The sequence below is a fragment of the Sphingobacterium sp. SYP-B4668 genome, from assembly GCF_027627455.1.
Taxonomy (GTDB): domain Bacteria; phylum Bacteroidota; class Bacteroidia; order Sphingobacteriales; family Sphingobacteriaceae; genus Sphingobacterium.
This window is the reverse complement of record NZ_CP115483.1, coordinates 1,113,447-1,135,696: the sequence shown is the minus strand read 5'-3', so window position 1 is coordinate 1,135,696 and position 22,250 is coordinate 1,113,447. Positions and strand designations below refer to the sequence as shown.

The following is a 22,250-nucleotide window of genomic DNA, read 5'->3' as shown; positions in this document are numbered from 1 at the left end:
CTTTATGCAAGTTCAAATTTATACCCGACACCTTTTACGGTAGCGACATAATTTTCACCGATTTTCTCCCTTAGCTTTCGGATATGCACATCTATTGTCCTATTGGTGACCACCACAGAATCTTCCCAAATACTTTTTAAGATTTGCTCTCTGGTAAACACTTTATTCGGCTTAGATGCTAATAAATAAAGTAGCTCAAATTCCTTTTTTGCCAGAACAATTTTATCACTTCCGCGGTAAGCTAAGAACGAATCTCTATCAATTACCAAGTCAGCCACTTCCAATCGATTGCCCTCATGCACCTCCTCCTCACTTGTATTCCTTCTCAAGATTGCATTGATTCGACTCATCAGTGCACGTGGTTTGATAGGCTTGGCGATGTAATCATCAGCTCCTACATGGAATCCCGCTATTTCTGAATATTCTTCGCTCCTTGCTGTCAAAAATACCATAAAGGTATGTTTAAATTCAGGCATAGCTCGCATTAATCGACAGGCCTCAATTCCATCCATCAGAGGCATCATAACATCCAAGATAATCAAATCTGGATTTGCCTCTTTAGCTTGGGCGATTGCTTCCTTACCATTGTTGGCCGTAAATACCTGATATCCCTCTCTTTTCAGATTATAAGCAATCAGTTCAACAATGTCCTGCTCATCGTCTACCACTAGTATTTTATGCTTTGCAATACTCATACGTGTTTTTTTGCTAAATTATGTACTTAATGGCAATATAACGTTAACCCAATATTATCAAATCGTTAACTAACATAAGGTTAATTAACAAAACATTCTGACTAATTTAATGTTTTCTTTAAGAAATCTTCAAGATCCCTTCCTCTTAAATTTTTAGCGATAATCTTGCCTTCGGGATCAAGAAGGTAAGACGTAGGTATAGCTTTTATTCTATACAATCCCACAACTGTGGATCCCCAGGCCTGCAAATCGGATATATTGGTCCATTCCAATCCATCATCTTGAATTGCCCTCATCCACGGTCCAGGATTATTATCCAGTGAGACACCTAAGACATCAAACCCCTTCCCTTTAAAGGCATTATATTGCTTTACTATATTTGGGTTTTCCTGCCTACAAGGTGCACACCAAGATGCCCAAAAGTCTACCAACAAATATTTCCCTTTTAGGTCGCTTAGCTTTACAAGTTTATTTTGAGGTGTATATCCCTCAAAGTCTGGCGCAGGCTGACCGATTGCTAATACCTTCAACTTCGCAGTTTCAGCTTTAAACTGCTCCACGTAACCATTGTCTTTAAATTTATCCTGAATCTCTTCTGCATAAGCTATAATTTCTGCTTCGGCAACCTCTGGATCAAGAGTACTCATCGCATAAAAGCCCGCAAGATTAGGGTACTTGTCCTTAAAAGTGATAGCTTGTTGATTGTAATATTGGAGAGCTGCCTTAAATTTTGTTAGATATTCTCCCCTCAGGCTCTCTATTTGTTCTGCGTTGAGACTACCCGTTCTTTTAGCAAATTCCCGCTGTAAAGAATCTTGAATGACATCTCTCTTTATCCGTATCGGAGCAAATTCCTGTATGGCATTTGAGAGTTCAGACCCCTCTATATTATACACATATGGTTCCTTCTGCAGGTCAGCCTTAAATGTAAGTTTCTCTCCTGGCTGGGCGATGAGGTAGTATCGCTTTTTACCCGCCTCCAAAGACAGTAGGCGAGCTTGAGTTGTACCTCGCTTGAAGGTAAACTGTTGGCTTTCGTTAAGATATACAGAATCTAATTTTCGATCTCCTTCATAGAGAGAGACTACTTTTATGTTTCCTGGATTTTCAATTTGTCCAGAAATCACGTACTGGTCAGGATTCGAGCATCCAATCAGCATTAGGTTTAATACGGCAACGAAAATTAACAGTCTATTCATGTTTTCCTCCTTAATCAAGATATGTTTTAGCTTTAGCAATAGCATTCCCTAGTCCACTAGCATTTTTTCCTCCAGCGGTAGCAAAGAAAGGTTGCCCTCCCCCTCCACCATCTATTTCTTTGGCCAACTCTCTCACAATACTTCCTGCATTTAGCCCTCTCTCTTTAGACAAGTGCTCGCTAACGACAACAGCAATGCTTGGTTTACCATCGAAATTAGCGCCTAACACGAGGAACAAATTATCTATAGCACCTTTCAATGCATATGCAAGGGTTTTTAAAGCTTCTGCATTGGGTAGATCAACGACTGTAGCCAAAAAACGTACGCCATTTATCTCCTCGATTTTTTGCTCTAAATCGGTTTTTAGGGCAAGTGATTTTTCAATAATACTCTTTTCTATTTCCTTCTTTAAAGCAGAATTTTCATCAATTACCTTGGCGAGGGTTACGACAAAATCCTTGGGGTTGTGCAAAAGCTCCCCTAATTTATGGACCAAATCGAAATGCTCACGTATCACAGCCGCAGCTTTTGTCCCAGTGATGGCTTCGATACGTCTTACGCCCGCTGCAACAGCTGATTCTGAAATAATTTTAAAAAAACCAATCTGACCAGTAGCCTTTACATGTGTACCTCCGCAGAGTTCCTTAGAAAATTGATCTCCAAAAGTAATCACACGGACATAGTCTCCATATTTCTCGCCAAATAAAGCTGTTACCCCAGAGTCCAAAGCCTCCTGAAAGGGAACGTTACGATTTTCCTTAAGCGCTATATTTTCACGAATCTTAGCATTCACAATATCTTCAACTTGTTTAAGCTCTTCCTCAGTCACTTTAGAAAAATGCGAAATATCAAACCGTAAAATATCAGCATTGACCAAAGATCCCTTCTGATTGACATGGTTTCCTAATACTTCCTTCAATGCTGCATGAAGTAAGTGCGTGGCGGAGTGGTTATTCTCTGTATCTATACGCTTTTGCAAATCTACCTTAGCTTGAAAAATTCCAATTAGCTGAGACGGCAGTTGGTTAGAAAAATGGACGATAAGACCATTTTCCTTTTTAGTATCTGTAATATGGATTTTTTCACCCGTCTCTTCAGAAATCAAGACTCCTGTGTCCCCCACTTGCCCCCCACCTTCCGGGTAGAATGGCGTCACAGATAGGACAAATTGTACTTGTTCTTTTCCTTTGGCCGTTACCTTTCTATATTTTAAGATTTCTGTCTTTACTGTCAACACATCGTACCCTACAAATTCAGCCTGTTCTTCGTCATTGACGAACACCCAATCACCGGTATCTATAGCAGTAGCTGCCCTAGATCTTTCTTTTTGAACCTGAAGAGCTTGTTGAAATCCAGTCATATCGACCTCTAATCCCTTCTCCCGTGCCAATAGCTCTGTTAAGTCAATAGGAAATCCAAACGTATCAAAAAGTTCGAAGGCAAAATCACCATCTACCGCTGTATTCTTTTCAGCATAAGCCTCAAATCGTTGTACACCCGCCACCAGCGTCCGAAGAAAAGAAACCTCTTCCTCTAAGACCACCTTTTGTACAAAATCCTGTTGACTGATCAACTCGTCAAATACACCTTCAAATTCCTTTGCCAAAAGAGGCACCAATTCATTGATAAATGGCGTTTTGAAGTTTAAAAACGTATAAGCATAGCGTACTGCTCGTCGTAGGATGCGACGTATGACGTATCCTGCTTTATTATTGGAAGGCAATTGGCCGTCAGCAATGGCAAAGCTTACCGCACGTATATGGTCAGACAACACACGCATAGCTATATCCGTCTTTTCGTTGACACCATATTTAATTCCCGATTTTTCGGAAATAAAAGAGATTAGCGGTTGGAAGACATCCGTATCATAATTAGAAGACTTTCCTTGAATGGCTCTTACCAAACGTTCAAATCCCATCCCTGTATCCACATGTTTGGCGGGTAGTGATTCTAGCGTGCCGTTCTTCAGCCTATTAAATTGCATAAAGACCAAATTCCAAACTTCTATCACTTGCGGATGATCGGCATTGACCAACTCTTGTCCAGCGACAAGCTTACGATCCTCATCTGCGCGCATATCATAGTGAATTTCAGAACAAGGACCACATGGCCCAGTCTCGCCCATCTCCCAAAAGTTGTCCTTCTTATTCCCTAATAATATACGGTCTTCAGCAATCCATTGTTTCCAAAATTCAAACGCCTCTACATCCTTTTCTAAGCCTTCGTCGGTATCGCCCTCGAAAATGGTTACATAAAGTCTATCTTGATCCAGCCCGTAAACAGCAGTCAATAATTCCCATGCCCATTCGATAGCTTCTTTTTTGAAATAATCGCCAAAACTCCAATTACCCAACATTTCAAACAACGTGTGATGATAGGTATCGATTCCAACTTCCTCCAAGTCATTATGCTTACCAGAGACACGCAAGCATCGTTGCGTGTCTGCTACTCGCGTATACTTGGGTAATGCTTCACCCAAGAAAAAATCTTTAAATTGATTCATCCCTGCATTTGTAAACATCAATGTAGGGTCATTTTTAACAACTACGGGAGCTGAGGGAACAATTTGATGAAGCTTAGTTTTAAAAAAATTCAAGTAAGCGTCACGTATTTCTCTATTAGTCATGGATATCTAAATAATCTTCTTATTAAAATCGAACTGCAAAGTTACTCAAAATCGCTTCCTTATGCAATTGATGAGCAACATAATACTTAACGATCCAGAATTAAACAACCGACCTTAAGCAACACGACCGACTTATGACAATTCAAAAGCAATTAAAGCTAAATAAGGTTACATTATAAGAAAAGAAAAACCTAAATTAGAGCAAGAAATCACAAGTCGATTACCCAAGTAAAAAAGTAGCAACAATTGATCTTAAACACCACAGTATCTTTGTTCCTGCATCTTGATAAGGTATGAAACGGCATGTATGCGCCCAGTAATATCATCGGGCTCATACACTGATAACTAAAAAATTAACAGATGAAAAATATCATAGCAACCTGCATTGTTATACATAAAAACTACGTCAAATGAAGAAGACTTTATTAGTCCCCACAGATTTCTCAAACAATTCGCTATCAGCTGCCAAATATGCCTCTAAGCTAGCAATTGAAAGAGAGTATTCCGTGCATTTAATCCACTATTATACGGCGCAATCCTCTTCATTTGCTACTGAAGAGCTAAGTAAAGAGTTTGAAAACAGCCAAATATTAAAAGCGGACTTAACCATTGTGGAGTTTGAAAAAAAGCTACAAGAAGAATTCCCTACCGTAAACTACACCCATCGTACCGCTAGAGGATTTCTTCAAGACACCCTTCCACAAGAAGCAAAGAAGTCGGAATATGAGATTATTGTAATGGGCACCAAAGGCCACAGCGATAAAAAAAGTGTAAGATGGGGCAGCAATACGTCCGCTGTCGCGGCAAAATCCCCAATCCCGGTATTGATTGTACCCAATTACTTCAATCAATTTAAAACGCAAAAAATTGGGCTGTTAACGAATTTTAAAACCGAAGAATTAAATACGGTACATGAATTTGTCGATACTTTTGGCCCAATATCACAACTGGAGCTGATTCACGTCTACAACAAGGACGAGATTGAATCAACCGTTCGTAAAAAACTAGATGAATGGTCATTGAAAATCAACCAAAGCATATCTATTGACCAAATCAATCCTTGTATAGACCATCTTCAATCTAACAATAAGGAGCTTGATACAATCGCTGAAGTCATCCATGATCTAGTCGACAAAAACGATATCGATATCGTATTGATTACCAAATCCAGAAAGTCCTTTTTCGAACGACTCTTCAACCCTTCCGTCTCGAAGGCAGTAGTACTAGATATCAACAAGCCATCATATTTTTCTAAAGTATAACTACTATGAACAAGCCCCTTTTAGTCCCTGTAGATTTTTCTGACAATGCAAGAATTGCTACAGAATACGCTGCACAAATAGCTGCCGATACTCAACGCGACGTACACGTCATCTATATCATGACGGAGCATACCAATAGATTTGCGAATGCCACTTGGAATAAGGATCTTATCGAACCTCTTATCCAAGAAGCATTAAAAAACCTGGAGGAAATGCTCATCCCTATTAGACAAAAACATCCGAATGTCAACTTCACGACATCGACTAGAGACGGTGTCCTTGCCGACCAACTTCTGAACGAAGCAAAAGACGATAAGTATGCCGCTATCGTCATTGGCACCAAAGGTTCTTCAGGTCTTGATTCGGTTTTTATCGGCAGCAATGCTTACGACGTCATCAAAACAACCGAAACACCAATTTTGACTATCCCAAAAAGCGTAACAAACTATACGAAAAACAATATTGGATTACTCTGTAACTTTAAAAATGGAGAACTGGAGGTCCTCAAACAGGCCATTGCTCTATTCGGCAGCAATTTTCACCTTCAACTTATCCATATTAATCGGACGGATGAGACTGTTGAATCAATCGACCAAAAACTCCGGGCATGGATTGACCTCATCATCAGCGAAACAGGGCTCGATGATATCTCCTACACGGTAAAATCTCAAGCTTATTATATTAAATACAAAGAGACAATTGCTCATGCAATCCAACAGATACTGATTGACGAATCCGTCGACATTCTATTGGTAACGAAAGGTAGAAAGAATTTTTTCAATTACATTTTTTCTGAAAACATCTCAAAAGAGTTAGCTTTTCAAAGTAAAATACCCAATCTTTTTGCCCGGATTTAATCTTAGAGAAACGCCGTAAAAGGCATATATAAATACTAAAAAACATACACATCCCGATACAGACTGTCCCCATTTAGAGACATGACGTATCGGGATTTTTCATGTAGATACATTTCTACAAGAACAAACAGAACAAACTAAAAACCAATATTTTACACCAATAAAATAAAGTACAATTATATCTTTTGGCAGATAAATTGCACAAGCACCAATGTACAATAATTACACACTATTAAAAAAAACTATATGAACATTTATTACAAAAAAACAGCACTCTTGGCTCTCGCAGGAATGATTGGCGCAACTTCTTTTGCACAGGAACGTAATAATTCCAGCATAGAAGGAACAACGCCACTTGGTTCGGCGCAACAGTACAGGACATGGTCTATCGGTATCGGGGCTGGAGCGACAAGTCTTATGAACATCGCTAAGTTCAACACGGCAGGTTACGATAAGTTAGATTGGAATTTAGGTTACAATGCATACATCAAAAAACAAATCTCTCCATCATTCGGCATTAAAGCCCAATATTTCGGCGGCAAGGTTGGCGGGACCAATGAAAGCATAGGAACCGCTAATCCACATTCTTCCTTCGAAACCAAGACACCTTGGTCAGCAGCAATATCAGGAGAATTTCTTGCGGCCAATACAAATTGGAGATTTTTCAACAGCTTTATCAAGCCTTATGCTGCAATTGGTGTAGGCGCATTGAATTTCGAAACGATGACCACAACCGGTGGCACGGAAATGAAAGCCGAGAAACAGACCAAATTATATGTCCCTGTTGATTTGGGGTTAAAATTTGCTGTTGCTAAAGGCATCAACTTTGAATTGGGATACCAATTAAATTGGGCTAATCAAGATTTCGACGGCATCCAAGGAGGGCAATATAAAAATGACCTCTTTTCTTATGCACATGCCGGCATTGAACTTGCACTAGGCAACAGTAGCAAACCTGCACTTAATAACTCCAATCCTGTAGCGACACTGGTCAATGACTACAATGTAAAATACGACGACCTAAAAGCGCAGAACGATGCTTTGAGTGCGAAGAACCAAGCCTTGCAAAGTCAATTAGATGGTCTAAGCAATGATTTGAAAGATGATGATGGAGATGGTGTGGCTAACAAATTCGACAAATGCCCTGGCACTCCAACCGGAACTCCCGTTGATGGTGCAGGTTGCCCTATCGTCGTGAAAAATGAAACTAAAATCGTAGAAAAGGTAGTGGTAACCGAAGCTGACAGGCAAGTCGTTGACGAGGCTATTAAAAATCTGGAATTCGATTTGGGAAAATCAACGATTCGCTCGACTTCATTCCCAAGCTTAGATAGAGTTGCGGCCCTATTGATTGAGAAAAACTTCAGCTTGAAGTTAGCTGGTCATACAGACAACACTGGCTCCATGAAAACTAATCTAAGACTATCAAAAGAACGTGCAGAAGCTGTGAAATCATATTTATCAGGTAAGGGAGCTAACCCATCACGCATCGAAGCGACTGGATACGGACCGAACCAACCTATTGCAACGAACGCAACAGCGGAAGGTCGTCAACAAAACCGTCGTGTTGAGTTTACAATATACTAGTAGATAAATATTATAAATAATGATAAGGTCAGTGAAAAATTCACTGGCCTTTTTTATTTTCAAAAAGTCAAGATATTACTACAAAAAAAACGTGATCCAATCCGGTGTAATTAATTAAATTTGCAGAAAATTTATATCAACCACTATTATGCTGTTCATTTTATTGCCCAGGCCTCAACATTCCTGAGCCACCTGGGGAACAAACATATCTCCATGAAATCCCGATGTAAATGATTACTAGCGATCAATAAGAAAACGAAAAAATAAATAGATGAAATTAAACTTAAAATCAGCAGTAGTACTAGGCATTGCCGGACTATTGACATCCCCTTCTCTCGCACAGGACAAATCCACAATCGATGGTACGACTCCCTTCGGCTCGTCTTCGCAATACCGCACGTGGTCTATAGGTGTAAATGCTGGAGTACTAAATCAAAGTAATGGATTTGGCGTGAATCGCAAAGGCTACAATGACCTGGAGAACAATGTCGGCTACAGCGCATACATTAAAAAACAAATTTCTCCGTCTTTCGGCTTAAAAGCTCAGTATTTAGGTGGCAAAGTTGGAGGTAAAAGAGATGACGGCTCCAATTCCTTTGAAACAAAAACGCCATGGTCTGCAGCGTTGTCGGGTGAATTTACACTTGCAAACACCAATTTCAGGTTTTTCAACAGCTTAATTAAACCCTATGCCGCAATTGGTATTGGTGCGATGGATTTTGAATCTACCACCACAATCGGCAGCGTCACCACTACACACGAATCCAAGACAAAATTATTCGTTCCTATGGACGTTGGATTGAAATTTGCCGTTGCCAAAGGTATTAACCTAGATCTAGGATATCAATTGAACTGGGTCAATCAAGACTTTGATGGCACACGTATCGGTACAGTAAAACATGATCTATTTTCATACATTCACGCAGGCTTGGAATTTTCACTTGGAGACCCCAGCAAGCCTGCTTTAAACAATAGCAATCCCGTAGCCACCTTAATTGGTGACTATACAGCCAAATATGACGAACTGAAAGCAGAACGTGATGCATTGGCAGCTTCCAATGAGGCGTTGAAATCTCAAGTTGAACAAATTTCAAATGATTTGAAAGATGATGATGGTGACGGCGTAGCTAACAAATTTGACAAATGCCCAGGTACTCCAGCGGGTACTCCAGTGGACGGATCGGGCTGTCCTATCGTATTGAAAAACGAAACAAAAATCGTCGAGAAAGTAGTCGTTACGGAAGCTGACAGGAAAGTGGTTGATGAAGCGATTAAGAACCTCGAGTTTGACCTAGGCAAATCTACTATCCGTTCGACCTCTTACCCAAGCTTGGATAGAGTTGCGGCGTTATTGATTGAGAAAAATTTCAGCTTGAAGTTAGCCGGACATACTGACAATACAGGATCAATGCAAACCAATCTTAGATTATCAAAAGAGCGTGCAGAGGCTGTAAAATCGTACCTATCTAGCAAAGGTGCTAATCCTTCCCGTATCGAAGCAACTGGGTACGGTCCAAATCAACCCATTGCCACCAACGCAACTGCGGAAGGACGTCAAGAAAATCGTCGCGTAGAATTTACGATATACTAGTTATTGACAATAGAATATAAAAAAGAGAGGCTCTGGCAATCACCATAGGGCCTCTTTTTTTTAACTTATTCATTTTAAAATAATTAACATTGAATATTATTTGTTTTTATCAATTATTATTCTCATCTTTGCACCGCCTTAGGCAATAGAGCCTATTGTATATATTATTTCATGAACCCATTTTTAGAACTGGGAATCCGTCATGAAGTTGTTAATGCCATCTCTGAGTTAGGTTTTGAAAAACCTTCTCCTATTCAGGAAAAAGCCATTCCTGTTTTACTGACTGGTAACGACGATTTTGTCGGATTAGCCCAAACTGGCACAGGAAAGACCGCGGCATTTGGTCTTCCATTATTAGAACTATTAGACTTTTCTCAAAAACATCCTCAAGCGTTGATCTTATGCCCAACTCGTGAGCTATGTTTACAAATTGCAAGAGACTTAGAAAGGTTTGCCAAGAACCTTGACAATGTACACGTAGTAGCTGTGTACGGTGGCGCAAACATTTCTGACCAACTGCGTCAGATTCGTCGTGGCGTACAGATTGTTGTTGCGACTCCAGGTCGTATGCTTGATATCATCGGGCGTAAAGCTATTGACTTCTCCGGCGTGAAATACGTTGTATTAGACGAAGCGGATGAAATGTTGAACATGGGCTTTCAAGAAGACATCAACAATATTTTATCAGAAACTCCAGATGAGAAAAAAACTTGGTTATTCTCCGCAACAATGCCTAGAGAAGTTCGTCGTATAGCACAAAACTATATGACCGACCCTGTAGAGTTGACTGTAGGCACCAAGAATACTGGTAATGCAAACATCGAACACCATTACTATCTAATCAAAGCGAAAGATAAGTATGCTGCTTTCAAACGTATTGTAGATTCTAATCCCGACATTTTCGGTATAGTATTCTGCCGTACTAAAATTGAAACACAAGAAATTGCGGAGTCTTTAATCAAAGATGGTTATAACGCAGACTCTTTGCATGGCGACCTTTCACAGCAACAACGCGATAAAGTTATGAAACGTTATCGTGATCGTAGCCTTCAATTATTGATTGCTACTGACGTTGCAGCGCGTGGAATTGACGTTAATGACGTGACACACGTTATCAACTTCTCCCTTCCTGACGAAGTTGAAAATTACACCCACCGCTCAGGCCGTACAGCCCGTGCAGGAAAGACAGGTATTTCTCTATCATTGGTCAATGTGAAGGAATTGAACAAAATCCGTCATATTGAAAAAATTATTGGAAAAGCTTTCGAGAAGAGACAAGTACCGCAAGGTGCTGAAGTCTGTGAGAAACAACTTTTCTCAATCGTGAGTAAAATCGAGAATGTGGAAGTAAATGAGGATCAAATCACTCCGTTCCTACCTGCTATCATGGAAAATCTCGAATCTCTATCTAAAGAAGACATCATCAAAAGATTTGCTTCATTAGAATTCAACAGATTCTTGGACTACTATAAAAATGCACCAGACTTGAACATCGACGCTAGAGATTCAGGTCGTGGAGAGCGTGTCGAACGCGGAGAAAGACGCGATGATCGCTCACGTGGTGGCTCTAAAGGCTATACTCGTCTTTTCATGAACTTAGGTTCGGTCGATGAGTTTAGCAGAGGAGACATGTTAGGCTTCATCTGTAACAATGCTAAGATTTCTGGAAAATCCATCGGTAAAATTGACTTAAAGGGTGTATTTACATTCTTCGAAGTTCAAGACGAAGAGGTTGAAAAAGTATTTTCAGGTTTCCAAAATGTAGATTTCAACGGACGTAACGTACGTATTGAAGTTTCTGGAGAGGCAAGAAGTGAAGGCGGCGGAGGAAGAAGTCGTGGTGGAGATCGCGGCGGAAGACGTGAAGGCGGATATCGTGGTGGCGAGAGAAGAAGCGGTGGAGGCGGCGAAAGACGCGACCGTCGTGAAGGTGGAAATAGCGGTGGTTTCCGTGACTTTTCAGGAAAACGAAAAGAATCCAATAGCAGATATTAATTTGCAACTATACGTTATCAAAAGGTCGGGTGTCAACACCCGACCTTTTTTATTTATATATTATAACCTTTCTCCTTCAACAGCAGCCCATAAAAAAACCTTTGGCTTTCCCCAAAGGTTAGATTTTAATATCCAATCGTATTTCTATCTCTTTCAGTGCATTTATTTAATCGAGACACGTTGACGAATCGCCTCGTAAAGGACAACACCAGCTGATACTGACACATTTAACGACCCTATCTCACCAAACATTGGGATCTTGGCCAAATGATCGGCAATACGAATCAAATCATCCGACACTCCCACATCTTCTGCTCCCATAATAATACATGTAGGAGCTGAATAATCTACATCATACACACTTGAATCTGTCTTCTCAGTACTTACGACCAATTGAATACCCGACTCTATTAAAAATTTACCGACCTTGGAGATACTCTCATGCCGACATACAGGTATCTTATATAGCGCTCCCGCAGATGTCTTAATTGCATCTGGATTGATTTCAGCGGAGCCTTTATTCGGGACAATTATAGCATGTACACCAGCACATTCAGCAGTTCTTGCAATTGCTCCCATGTTGCGTACATCTGTCACCCCATCCAACATCAACAACAAGGGCACCTCTCCTTTTTCGTAAATCGTAGGGATGAGATCTTCAATTTTTTGATAAATAATCGGAGAAATAATCGCAATCACACCTTGGTGATTCTTACGTGTAATCCTATTCAACTTTTCAATAGGCACTTGTTGAAAACCAATCTCACGTTCCTTCAACAAATTTCGCAATTCAAGATATAAACTTCCTCCTAATCCACGTTGCACAAATAGAGATTCTATCTCTTTCCCACTGTCAATGGCCTCTATCACGGCACGTATACCAAACACCATTTGGTTCGTTTCACGCTTATCACCTCTATTATTATTTTGAAAATTATGCATCTCTTTTTTTAAGATAGTATATGTATAAATCTATTGACTAAGATTAGCTCAAACCGAGATTGAATTCTTGTCTAAGTTTTTCCAAGGTAGGATTTTTGGCGACCATAGCCTGATATTTTTCCTGTGAGGTATACGGCTTACGAGATACCTGATGCTCCATCATGGTTCCTTTGATATCCAATGAAAAGTTTTGAAGCTCCACTCGAAGAAAATTAAGCATATCAATCTTTGCCGAATTCAGTACGTCCATTTGTATGGCATTCTCCACCTCTACTTCAATAAGGCTATTTCCACTTAGTCTGGGCTGGGCCACCGTCATCAAGGTAAACAAGTTTATCTTGTTTTCATTCTTGAGCCGCTCTGCAAATTCTTGCCATTTTTGCAAAAATTCATTCAGGCTTACCTCCTTATTAGCATCTCCCCTTACCAAACTCGGCTTGTTGTCTTCCTCGACAGCCTTTTCTTCAAAAATCGCGTTGAGATTCGGGATACTGGTGGCAACCTTTACACTTCCCCATCCCTTTTTTCCTGTGTCGGACATTTTTGGAGGATGATTTTCCACTGGCTTGGAAGGTGCAGGAGGAATCAGAGTCGAGGGTTTGACTGACTCTGGTTCAACAGGAACATCCTGTTTCTTTATTTCAGCAACTGACACAGTTGCTGAAGTTACCGCTGGTTCAGGTCGTTTTTTTTTTTGTTCAGCTAAAGCTGAAAATGTACCGTTGTCACTCAACATTATCGCACTGGCGATATGGCACATCTTCAATAAAGCTAGCTCCACTTGAAGTCTTTGGTTTTTGCTGCTTTTATAGTTTATCTCACATTGGTTGGAAATATTCAATGCTGACAATAACAATCCAGAGGACAATTGTTGAGATTGCTCCAAATAACGTTTTTTGATATTATCACTGACATCCAAGAGTTTTAATGTCGATGGGTCCTTGGTCACCAGTAGATTACGAAGATGCGAAGACAACCCCCCAATAAAATGATTACCATCGAATCCTCTATTGAGTACCTGATCGAAGATTAGGATAGCTTGCGCAGCATCTTCCTTATAAATGGAATCTGTCAACTTAAAATAATAATCGTAATCAAGAATATTCAAATTATCAATGACCGACTGATAGGAAATCTGCTTATTGGAAAAACTAACAATCTGATCAAACATAGACAAAGCATCACGCAGCCCACCATCAGCCTTCTGAGCGATGATATGAAGCCCATCTAATTCGTACTGGATGGATTCATTATCCGCAATACGTCCCAGATGTTGCGCCATATCGTCGACTCGTATTCTATTGAAGTCAAAGATTTGACAACGTGATAATATAGTAGGCAATATCTTGTGCTTTTCAGTCGTCGCTAAGATAAAAATCGCATAAGAAGGAGGTTCCTCTAACGTCTTCAAAAAAGCATTAAAAGCTTGTTGAGACAGCATGTGTACCTCATCGATGATATAAATCTTATATCTACCTGATTGTGGCGGAATACGCACTTGATCGATTAAGCTTCTAATGTCGTCGACAGAATTGTTGGATGCTGCATCCAGCTCATGTATACTGAATGAGTTACCATTTTGAAAAGACTTACAGCTATCACATTCACCGCAGGCTTCAGCCTCGCTGGTAATCTGCTCGCAGTTTATTGTTTTTGCCAAAATACGCGCACAAGTCGTCTTGCCAACACCACGGGGTCCACAAAACAAGAATGCTTGCGCCAACTGATTGTTGAGGATTGCATTCTTTAATGTCCCTGTAATATGTTGCTGACCAACGACCGAGTCAAATGTGACCGGACGATATTTACGAGCAGAAACAATAAAATTTTCCATCGTACGAAGATACACATTTTGCAAATCTACCGCAATATAAAACTTCATGATCTACAGCTAGATGAAACGATTCGGCAGTATACTGGTTCAACTTAAGTCCTATCTGCCTATAACGTTGAAAATTGGCTAGGGCAATGCGCACGAATGAGATCCTTTATACTAGTCGAGGGTATCGGCATTTCTGATTGTCATAACTGAAATACACACAGCAAATTATTATTTTTTAAAATGAAGAAGTTACTATTTTTTGTGCTTGCAATTGGAACATATCTAGATGTACATGCTCAAATCCAAGTTGAATTAAAATCTGAATATTTAGGAAAGTCAAGCTATCGCGTTACAAAAGGTGAAACGAATGAAAAAGTCGGAAATAGTAAGGGATCGGCGAAGGTCCATCAGGCTGACATCAACATCCCCCTATCTTTAAAGTTGAATGAACTCAAACGTCCCACTCTATGGGCAATCAATGCAGGCTTAGCATATGCCAAACTCGACAACGAAAATTTCACAGAGCCACTCGTGATCGACAAGATTATGAATATTGGCATTAGCTTAAATCATGTCAGACCTTTAAATGATAGGTGGTCCATGGTTGCCTCTGTCGGAGGAGGGATATATATGCCAAGTACCGATTTCTCTCAAATGGAACTTAACAATCTACTTGGAAGTGCTGGAATCGTATTCATTCGCCACTTAAGACCAAATCTGGATTTGGGCGGAGGCCTCGCATTAAACAATTCTTTTGGTTTTCCAATGGTATTCCCGGCTTTCTATCTTAACTGGCGTACGGAGGGCAAATATGATGTTAGGATTGCTCTTATGAAAGGATTGGAAATGTCTGTAGGATACAATATGCACAGAAATCTGCGCCTCAGTATCATTGCCGAAATGAACGGACAGACAGCATTATTGAAACAGGAAGGAAAGGATAAAATATTCTCTCATATGTATTTAGTTACAGGTTTCCGTCCAGAAATAAAGATTGGAAAAACGATTTCAATTCCAATTACAGCTGGTATGAATGTGTGGCGGCCAACACAGATAACGGATAGAAAGTTAAAAAGTATATTTCAAGAAAAGGAACATTATTTCCAGGCATCTCCTTATGGCTCGGTCGGTTTAAAAATGAAATTTTAAATAGACATAATTTAAAGCTCCTTAATCCTTCAGATCCATTTAAGGAGCTAGAGATCAATTAATCAAATTGACCTCGTTAAATTACTTATAAAAAGGCTGACTCTATGGACTTATCCCCTATAGGAAAGATTCATTATAATCTGAGAGCTAAGATGTGGTAACATCATCGATGACGTTACCAAACTTGGCATTTCATTAATTGGCTTTGAGATACTATCATCCCAAATTAAATAAAACTATCTAGAGCCGTCTGCTTGTGCAAAATGGAATAATTTATCTAAAAATGATAGCTGCTCGTTTCAGCTTTTAAGCGTTTCAATATTTTGGTTTGGAATAAGCTGAGACTTGGTTTACACTAAATTCACTACTAATGCACTATTTAGCTATCTTTTAGATAGCCTTAGTATAGCCAATAGCTATGCTAAGGCTATGTTAAGGCTATGCTATCCCTATGTAAATACCCCGTTAATCCATAATTTGACCTTAATTTAGTCTATCTGAAGACTTTTCTATTCTGTAACCTTTACCGAGAAAACTCATATGACAATAAATCGGAAGGAGTTTGGGAAAGAAATGGGCGATACTCGCCGCAAAAGAAGTTTTTTTCTTATACTCCCTGTATCCGTACGCCTCTCTTAGGGCTGCTTGGATCCGTTTCCATTCTTTTCATATTTTGCATCAAACAAAAATGGATAGTTATCACTTCGTAATTTTAATACTAAAGTTGTGACTTCTGAGCATCCAAGCCAAGTGATATAAAAGTTTTTAATTGCATGCTTAGAATCATCAGATTATGATGTACAAGCTATTTCTATATTTTACAAAAAAATATGACAAAAGAAATATTAACTATACCAGCCATATATGTTAAATTTATATAAACAAAAAGTTATGCAATTGTTAATTGGAGATGCGAAGCCCAGTCAAACATATCGTCTATATGGTGAGTTTAGTACTCATAATGACATTGTCCGTTCATAAGACAATTGCTCAAACGACTAGTTTTGAATTCTATGAGGGAGCTTTTAATTTCATAGAAGACCCCTCCATTAATATAGCTTTTGACGACAGTCTCTCGTCCTCATCAATTCTTGAATTTTATGATATAATCGACAAAAGCAATTATCAGCCTTTGATAGATAGCCTATTAGACTACAAGGAAAAGTATGAACTAAATGACTGGCTCTATTACCAATTAATCCGAAAGACGGCACAACAGCTAAGTGCCAAGTCCGACAACTACGCTCGATATACACTTTATAAATGGTTTTTGATGGTCAAGTCAGGTTACGATGCAAGACTAGCCACTGGAGACAATCAGATTATTTTTTATATTAGAAATGAGGAAGATATCTCAGACATTCCATTCTTCAATTTAAAGGAACATAAATATATGTGTCTCAACTACCATGATTATGGAAAGCTCTTTAATGGAAACGGCGCCTACAAACCCGTTGATATCAATGTACCAAATGCGCACAAGGCATTTAGTTATAAAGTGACTCGGATACCTGACTTTAAACCTGATCGATATGTAGAGAGACAACTTAAATTTAAATACAAAAGCAAAGCCTATCACTTTAAAATAAAACTAAACAATGACATTAGCGATATATTTGCAAACTATCCAGGGGTAGACTTTGAAAGTTACTTCAACATCCCTTTAAGTAAAGCAACTTATCAATCACTGATTCCCGTTTTAAAGGAAAATGTGAAGAAAATGGCGCAAAAAAATGGTGTTGATTACCTAATGAGATTTACACGATATGCTTTTCTATATGAAAATGACGAGGATAACTTCGGAAAAGAAAAAAGACTATCACCAGAACAGACTTTATTAAATCAATACAGTGACTGCGATGATCGAGCTGCACTATTCTTCTATCTGGTAAAGGAAATATATAATCTACCTATGATTACGCTTCTTTACCCAACTCATATCACGATGGCTGTTCAATTTGAGAAACCGATAGGGGACGCTATTCTTTTTAATGGAAAATATTATTCTATCTGCGAACCAACACCCCAGCAACAGAATCTGAGAATAGGTGAACTTTCGAACAATCTAAAGGATCAACAATTTGAAATCGTTTACCATTATGAGCCTAAATAGCAAAGACCATTCCGACAAGAAATGGTCTCCGCTAAGAATTAGTTTTTAATATTTATTAGTCTTTGGAGTCCAGCTAGCCCAACCTTTAGTCCAATCTGTAGCACCCATAGCACCTATAAATGTCTCTTTTACAAAACCTGAAGCTAAATCTCCTTCGTACTTAGCTTTATTCAACGCTGGCGAGGTGGATTTAAGTAATAGGTCTATTGTTGCAATACCCGTATTATTAAGACCAGCAGCATCCACACTAGCAACTGAGAATACTCCTAAGTCATTTAAGAATGTAGTGACCGCATCGACATTAGCAAAACTTGTTACATCCTTCAAACTGAAGTTTCCATCGTTTCCAAATATCATATTATTCGAAAGTATAGAACGACCTGCTTTCAACTCCGCTGCAGGAAAATCTGAATTAAACTCTACCGCATATGTTTTTGCTCCTACGATAATCGAATTTGCCAAAACCATACGGCTGCTTAATCCGAAATGTATACCTGCACCATGTTTCGAATTGCTCTCTTTTCCAGGACCAATGAAAGTAAAATTAGATAGTACGGGACGAGTGTACAGATTATTTGCAACCGCTCCCTTATTTTCTAACTCAATTCCTCTAGATGTACCAGCTCCATCCGCAATAATCGGATCTTTTATAGATATACCGTATTGAATACTACCTGTGTAGCCTTGATCAAAATCAAAATCATCATCAGTTCCTCGGTAAGCGATTAGATGAGTCGCATTCACCGTACCTCCAAAAAATTCAAACGAATCATCACCTCCGTAAGATACTTGAATATGATGAACTTTTGTTCCAGAACCTACAGCGCATAAAGTCAAGCCATTAATCTCTTTATCTGTTTGAATTGCATTACCTGCAAATTCGATGCGGGCATAACTCAACTCCCCTGAATTGTCATCCAATATCGGGGTCGCTCCACCGCCATAGTTTGCAACTGATGCTCCAAGAACACCACTTTCATATTGAGCAGTACCATCTGCAGAATTCACCTTTGATTTTCCGCAAATAATTATACCAGCCCAGTCGCCTTCTTTACGACTGCCATCTGCCTGATCTGATGTGAAGACAATTGGATTAGTAGCTGTTCCATTGGCTTTAATCTTTCCTCCTCTTTCAACAATTAACGCAGCTTTAGAAGCCTTCTCTCCCTTTATTATAGTTCCCGCAGGAATTTCCAATGTCCCACCGTCCATTACTTGTACATATCCTTTCAATAAATATGTTTTGTTGGCATCCAAAACTTTTGCATTGGATATCTTTCCTTCCAACACAACTTGCTCTCTATCTCCAGGCTCTGGAGTAGGAGGTGTAGGTTTATCACTGTCACTACAACTTACAATTGTTAATGAGGTTGCAATTATTAAATAAGCAAACCATTTTGTTGTTTTGATGAATTTCATAATCTGTTTTTTTGTAAAATTATCTATTGCACTTAACCTTAATGTTAAGCAATGTTTATCTAATGTTTAAAACCTGTAGCCAAATGAAAGAGAAAAATTCCTGCCGTAGTTTACCGAATTCATTAAGCGGTCGTTATTTGCATTATATTTACCACTATCGTCTACATCTTGATAAAAAATTGACTTCGTATCCAAGATATTGCCGACGTTTAACTTCAATTCAGCTTTATTCGAAATCAACTTCTTAGCGACTTGTATATCTAAAACACTTCGTGGGGCTTCGAAGATATCTGAATATTCATTGATGAAATTGCTGTTTTCATATCTACCAAACCCGACAACGTCAATCCGTCTTCCAATCCTATTAAAAAATGCATTTGCTTCCCAACCTTTTGCTGAAGAATACTGTAAACCAAAATTTAATAAGAAGGGTGATTGTCCATACAGCGCTCTTTTATTTTCCATAGTAGGCTGTGTATTTTCAAAGTTCACTTCGGATTTTATTACCGCGGCATTTGCGCTGAATACGAGGTTTTTGAAAAAATCAACATCTTGGTTAATAAATCCAAAATCATGACGAACTTCTAACTCTCCCCCCATTATGTATGCTTTTGGAGCATTAACATAAGACATCAATTTGCTAGCTGGAGAGGAACCTGCTATGATGTTAGATTCAATAGGATCCTTTAGGTCCTTGTAGAACGCAGAAACCGAAATCAATTTCCCTAAACTTGGATAAAATTCATATCTCAGGTCAAAATTTGAAATTCTAGTCCTTTTCACATCTGGATTTCCCTTTTTCGTGATGCCAGTCACAAAATCATAGAAAGAAAATGATGCTAGTTCTCGAAATTGTGCTCGGGCTAAAGTATTCGAATAACTAAATCTTAGGTTTGTCTTAGGGTTTAATTCATACGTTAGATTTAGAGAGGGTAAAAAGTCATTATAAGTATTGTTTACATTATTATTTTCACCAGAATTTAAAGCTCCTGTTAGTAATGTCTCTTTATAATTTTCATAGCGCACACCGACACTCGCTTTCAACCGCTCTGCAACCTTCCCTGAAACCATCATAAACCCCGCATTTAAATCTCCAGCACCTTCATACGCGTTGTCTGGATTGGTAATATCTTCTAAATAAATCCGATTTGACGCCATATTTTCAGGGGAAAAGATATCTTCTAGCGTCATCGACAACAAGGCCTCTTGATCTGAGAACGTCTCAGTTGCATCTCTATAGGCTAAAACGCGTGCGTCCACGTTGCGTTTTTTGTATTGTTTTAATACGCCTACTTTTAATGTTTGTTCCTGACCCAATAATTTCAATCCGTAAGACCAATTCAAACCTCCACTGTAAATATTTTCATTTAGATTACTATAGAATCTTCCGGCACCAGAGGGAGATGGACTAGTACCTACACTAATTTGATAAGGTCTATCGGGATTATTCGGATCAAGTTTCTTACTGTAAATTGTACGTCGCAAATCGGGTTGATCCACATTAACATTGCTATATGAGAAATTCCAAGATAATTTAGACTGCTTCTCATTATTCAAAAGATACTCACCATCCAATACCGAATTAAACATTCTCTTCTGAACTGTCTCTAATAGGGTTACCTTTCTTAGCTCAATTCCACCATCATCAAACTCACCTTCTCTGTCTGTATAGCTCTGCTCTAAACCTTGATTAAATATGTTTTTCCAAGAAAGCTTCAGATTGTCATTTAGATAAGAGATATTACCAAGCGCCCCTACATTCGAATTGAATCTATAATAGGTGTCATTGTACTTGAAGATATAACTATCTTTCCCTTGATCGATGGAATTATAGTCATTGCGGATTTCAGGAGAAATTGTTTCAGAATTTCTATAAGAAATAGAGCCTATTACTCCTAGCTTTCCTTCATTCTTAAGCATATAGGTATTTCCAAATAGAGCTTGCGCGCTTTGAGTAGGGAGTGCTTTACCTAATTTCTCTGTAACCCAGGTATTTTTAAATTCTTTTGAAAAATTTACCTTTTCCGCAGAATTCAATTTAGAATAATCACTAAACGAAGATGGAAAATTGCTTGGCAACTTGTTCTCTGGATTTAAGGCGCCAAAATAATTACCGGTCGTTCTTTTATTACCAAGAAAATTCTTGAATGTACTCAATGAATTATAACCTAGTCCAACATTAAATTCAATAGTTTTTCTATCCGGGAAATCTTTGGTTTTAACGTTTACTGCTCCGCCTGTTAAGTCACCAGGTAAGTCTGCTGTTGCTGTTTTACTAATAACGATATTATCTATCAAAGAAGAGGGAATAATATCGAATGAAAATGCTTTGCGATCTGCCTCTGTACTAGGAAGTGGACTATTGTTCAACAAAGCCGCATTGTAGCGATCACTTAATCCGCGGATGATAATGAACTTATTATCTTGGACACTAGCGCCACTTACTCGCTTTAATACCTCGCCTGTGTTTTTATCTGGTGTCTTCTTGATGATTTCGGCTGAAATACCATCTGAAATCGCTATGCTATTCTTTTGTTGTGCATAAAGAGCATTTATAGACTCTTTTTTAAATGACCCCGTCACCACAACCTGATCTAACATCGTTCCTTCTGAATTGTCCATCAGTACATCTAAAGTAGTCACTTCCTTGTCCTTAATCTCAACATCAGTAATCTGTTTGGTTGAATAGCCCACATAACTAAATTCTAATGTGTGCTTGCCGACAGGTAATCCAGGAATATTGTATATACCGGAAACATCAGAACTCCCCCCCCTAGAAGTTCCCAATACTTTGACCGTCAATCCAACGATAGGTTCGTTTGTTTTACTATTAATGACTTTACCAGTTACTTTTCCACTTTCTTGAGAAAAAGCTGTTGTCGTCAATACAAAAAGAAGTAATGTCAACAGGGCATTTTTGAGTTTTAATTGCGATTTCAATTCTTTGAGTTTTTTGTTTCTGCAAAACTATTACCGCAGTATTAGCATTGTGT

14 protein-coding genes are annotated in these 22,250 nt (G+C 38.9%); 7 read left to right on the top strand and 7 right to left on the bottom strand.

Annotation, left to right across the window (positions count from 1 at the left end; translation table 11 throughout):
- Positions 1 to 2: 2 nt before the first annotated feature.
- The 3 genes from OQ289_RS04875 to alaS form a co-directional block, all read right to left on the bottom strand.
- On the bottom strand, positions 3 to 695 hold the full coding sequence (locus OQ289_RS04875; RefSeq protein ID WP_270089652.1) for a response regulator transcription factor: 693 nt from the start codon (positions 693 to 695) through the stop codon (positions 3 to 5).
- 101 nt (positions 696 to 796) lie between these two features.
- Positions 797 to 1,894, bottom strand: a complete 1,098-nt coding sequence (locus OQ289_RS04870; protein WP_270089651.1) for a TlpA family protein disulfide reductase — start codon at positions 1,892 to 1,894, stop codon at positions 797 to 799.
- A gap of 10 nt (positions 1,895 to 1,904) precedes the next feature.
- A complete protein-coding gene (alaS, locus tag OQ289_RS04865; protein ID WP_270089650.1) occupies positions 1,905 to 4,520 on the bottom strand; it encodes an alanine--tRNA ligase in 2,616 nt (871 codons plus the stop codon).
- Between the two features lie 410 nt (positions 4,521 to 4,930).
- Between alaS and OQ289_RS04860 the strand changes: the two genes are divergently transcribed.
- From OQ289_RS04860 to OQ289_RS04840, 5 genes are all read left to right on the top strand, one after another.
- Positions 4,931 to 5,782: a universal stress protein gene (locus tag OQ289_RS04860; protein WP_270089649.1), complete on the top strand. Its 852-nt coding sequence runs from the start codon at positions 4,931 to 4,933 to the stop codon at positions 5,780 to 5,782.
- Between the two features lie 5 nt (positions 5,783 to 5,787).
- The gene (locus tag OQ289_RS04855) at positions 5,788 to 6,639 is read left to right on the top strand and encodes a universal stress protein (protein ID WP_270089648.1); all 852 of its coding nucleotides are present in this window, start codon (positions 5,788 to 5,790) and stop codon (positions 6,637 to 6,639) included.
- A gap of 246 nt (positions 6,640 to 6,885) precedes the next feature.
- Positions 6,886 to 8,226: an OmpA family protein gene (locus OQ289_RS04850; RefSeq protein ID WP_270089647.1), complete on the top strand. Its 1,341-nt coding sequence runs from the start codon at positions 6,886 to 6,888 to the stop codon at positions 8,224 to 8,226.
- Positions 8,227 to 8,497: 271 nt separating this feature from the next.
- Positions 8,498 to 9,817 (top strand): OmpA family protein, encoded by a 1,320-nt coding sequence (locus tag OQ289_RS04845; RefSeq protein ID WP_270089646.1) that lies wholly within the window; start codon positions 8,498 to 8,500, stop codon positions 9,815 to 9,817.
- A 171-nt stretch (positions 9,818 to 9,988) separates the two neighbouring features.
- Positions 9,989 to 11,812, top strand: coding sequence for a DEAD/DEAH box helicase (locus OQ289_RS04840; RefSeq protein ID WP_270089645.1), 1,824 nt, complete (start codon positions 9,989 to 9,991; stop codon positions 11,810 to 11,812).
- A 162-nt stretch (positions 11,813 to 11,974) separates the two neighbouring features.
- Here the strand turns inward: OQ289_RS04840 and rlmB are convergent, their stop codons facing one another.
- Complete coding sequence (gene rlmB, locus OQ289_RS04835) at positions 11,975 to 12,754, bottom strand: 23S rRNA (guanosine(2251)-2'-O)-methyltransferase RlmB (protein ID WP_270089644.1); 780 nt, start codon at positions 12,752 to 12,754, stop codon at positions 11,975 to 11,977.
- Positions 12,755 to 12,797: 43 nt separating this feature from the next.
- Entirely contained in the window at positions 12,798 to 14,588 is a 1,791-nt protein-coding gene (locus tag OQ289_RS04830) for a DNA polymerase III subunit gamma/tau (protein ID WP_270090856.1), read from the bottom strand.
- Between the two features lie 228 nt (positions 14,589 to 14,816).
- On the opposite strand from OQ289_RS04830, the gene OQ289_RS04825 reads away from it, so the two are divergent.
- Together OQ289_RS04825 and OQ289_RS04820 are read left to right on the top strand one after the other, a co-directional pair.
- Complete coding sequence (locus OQ289_RS04825) at positions 14,817 to 15,725, top strand: DUF6268 family outer membrane beta-barrel protein (protein WP_270089643.1); 909 nt, start codon at positions 14,817 to 14,819, stop codon at positions 15,723 to 15,725.
- Between the two features lie 940 nt (positions 15,726 to 16,665).
- The gene (locus tag OQ289_RS04820; RefSeq protein ID WP_270089642.1) at positions 16,666 to 17,838 is read left to right on the top strand and encodes a hypothetical protein; all 1,173 of its coding nucleotides are present in this window, start codon (positions 16,666 to 16,668) and stop codon (positions 17,836 to 17,838) included.
- A 45-nt stretch (positions 17,839 to 17,883) separates the two neighbouring features.
- Here the strand turns inward: OQ289_RS04820 and OQ289_RS04815 are convergent, their stop codons facing one another.
- Both OQ289_RS04815 and OQ289_RS04810 read right to left on the bottom strand, forming a co-directional pair.
- Entirely contained in the window at positions 17,884 to 19,257 is a 1,374-nt protein-coding gene (locus tag OQ289_RS04815) for a hypothetical protein (RefSeq protein ID WP_270089641.1), read from the bottom strand.
- Positions 19,258 to 19,323: 66 nt separating this feature from the next.
- Positions 19,324 to 22,197 (bottom strand): TonB-dependent receptor, encoded by a 2,874-nt coding sequence (locus OQ289_RS04810; protein WP_270089640.1) that lies wholly within the window; start codon positions 22,195 to 22,197, stop codon positions 19,324 to 19,326.
- Between the last annotated feature and the right edge of the window lie 53 nt (positions 22,198 to 22,250).

Coding starts and splice junctions, on each gene's coding strand:
- alaS (WP_270089650.1), bottom strand. CDS start 4,520: ATGACTAATAGAGAAATACGTGACGCTTACTTGAATTTTTTTAAAACT.
- OQ289_RS04850 (WP_270089647.1), top strand. CDS start 6,886: ATGAACATTTATTACAAAAAAACAGCACTCTTGGCTCTCGCAGGAATG.
- OQ289_RS04840 (WP_270089645.1), top strand. CDS start 9,989: ATGAACCCATTTTTAGAACTGGGAATCCGTCATGAAGTTGTTAATGCC.
- OQ289_RS04825 (WP_270089643.1), top strand. CDS start 14,817: ATGAAGAAGTTACTATTTTTTGTGCTTGCAATTGGAACATATCTAGAT.
- OQ289_RS04855 (WP_270089648.1), top strand. CDS start 5,788: ATGAACAAGCCCCTTTTAGTCCCTGTAGATTTTTCTGACAATGCAAGA.
- OQ289_RS04815 (WP_270089641.1), bottom strand. CDS start 19,257: ATGAAATTCATCAAAACAACAAAATGGTTTGCTTATTTAATAATTGCA.
- OQ289_RS04845 (WP_270089646.1), top strand. CDS start 8,498: ATGAAATTAAACTTAAAATCAGCAGTAGTACTAGGCATTGCCGGACTA.
- OQ289_RS04875 (WP_270089652.1), bottom strand. CDS start 695: ATGAGTATTGCAAAGCATAAAATACTAGTGGTAGACGATGAGCAGGAC.
- OQ289_RS04820 (WP_270089642.1), top strand. CDS start 16,666: ATGGTGAGTTTAGTACTCATAATGACATTGTCCGTTCATAAGACAATT.
- OQ289_RS04870 (WP_270089651.1), bottom strand. CDS start 1,894: ATGAATAGACTGTTAATTTTCGTTGCCGTATTAAACCTAATGCTGATT.
- rlmB (WP_270089644.1), bottom strand. CDS start 12,754: ATGCATAATTTTCAAAATAATAATAGAGGTGATAAGCGTGAAACGAAC.
- OQ289_RS04830 (WP_270090856.1), bottom strand. CDS start 14,588: ATGGAAAATTTTATTGTTTCTGCTCGTAAATATCGTCCGGTCACATTT.
- OQ289_RS04860 (WP_270089649.1), top strand. CDS start 4,931: ATGAAGAAGACTTTATTAGTCCCCACAGATTTCTCAAACAATTCGCTA.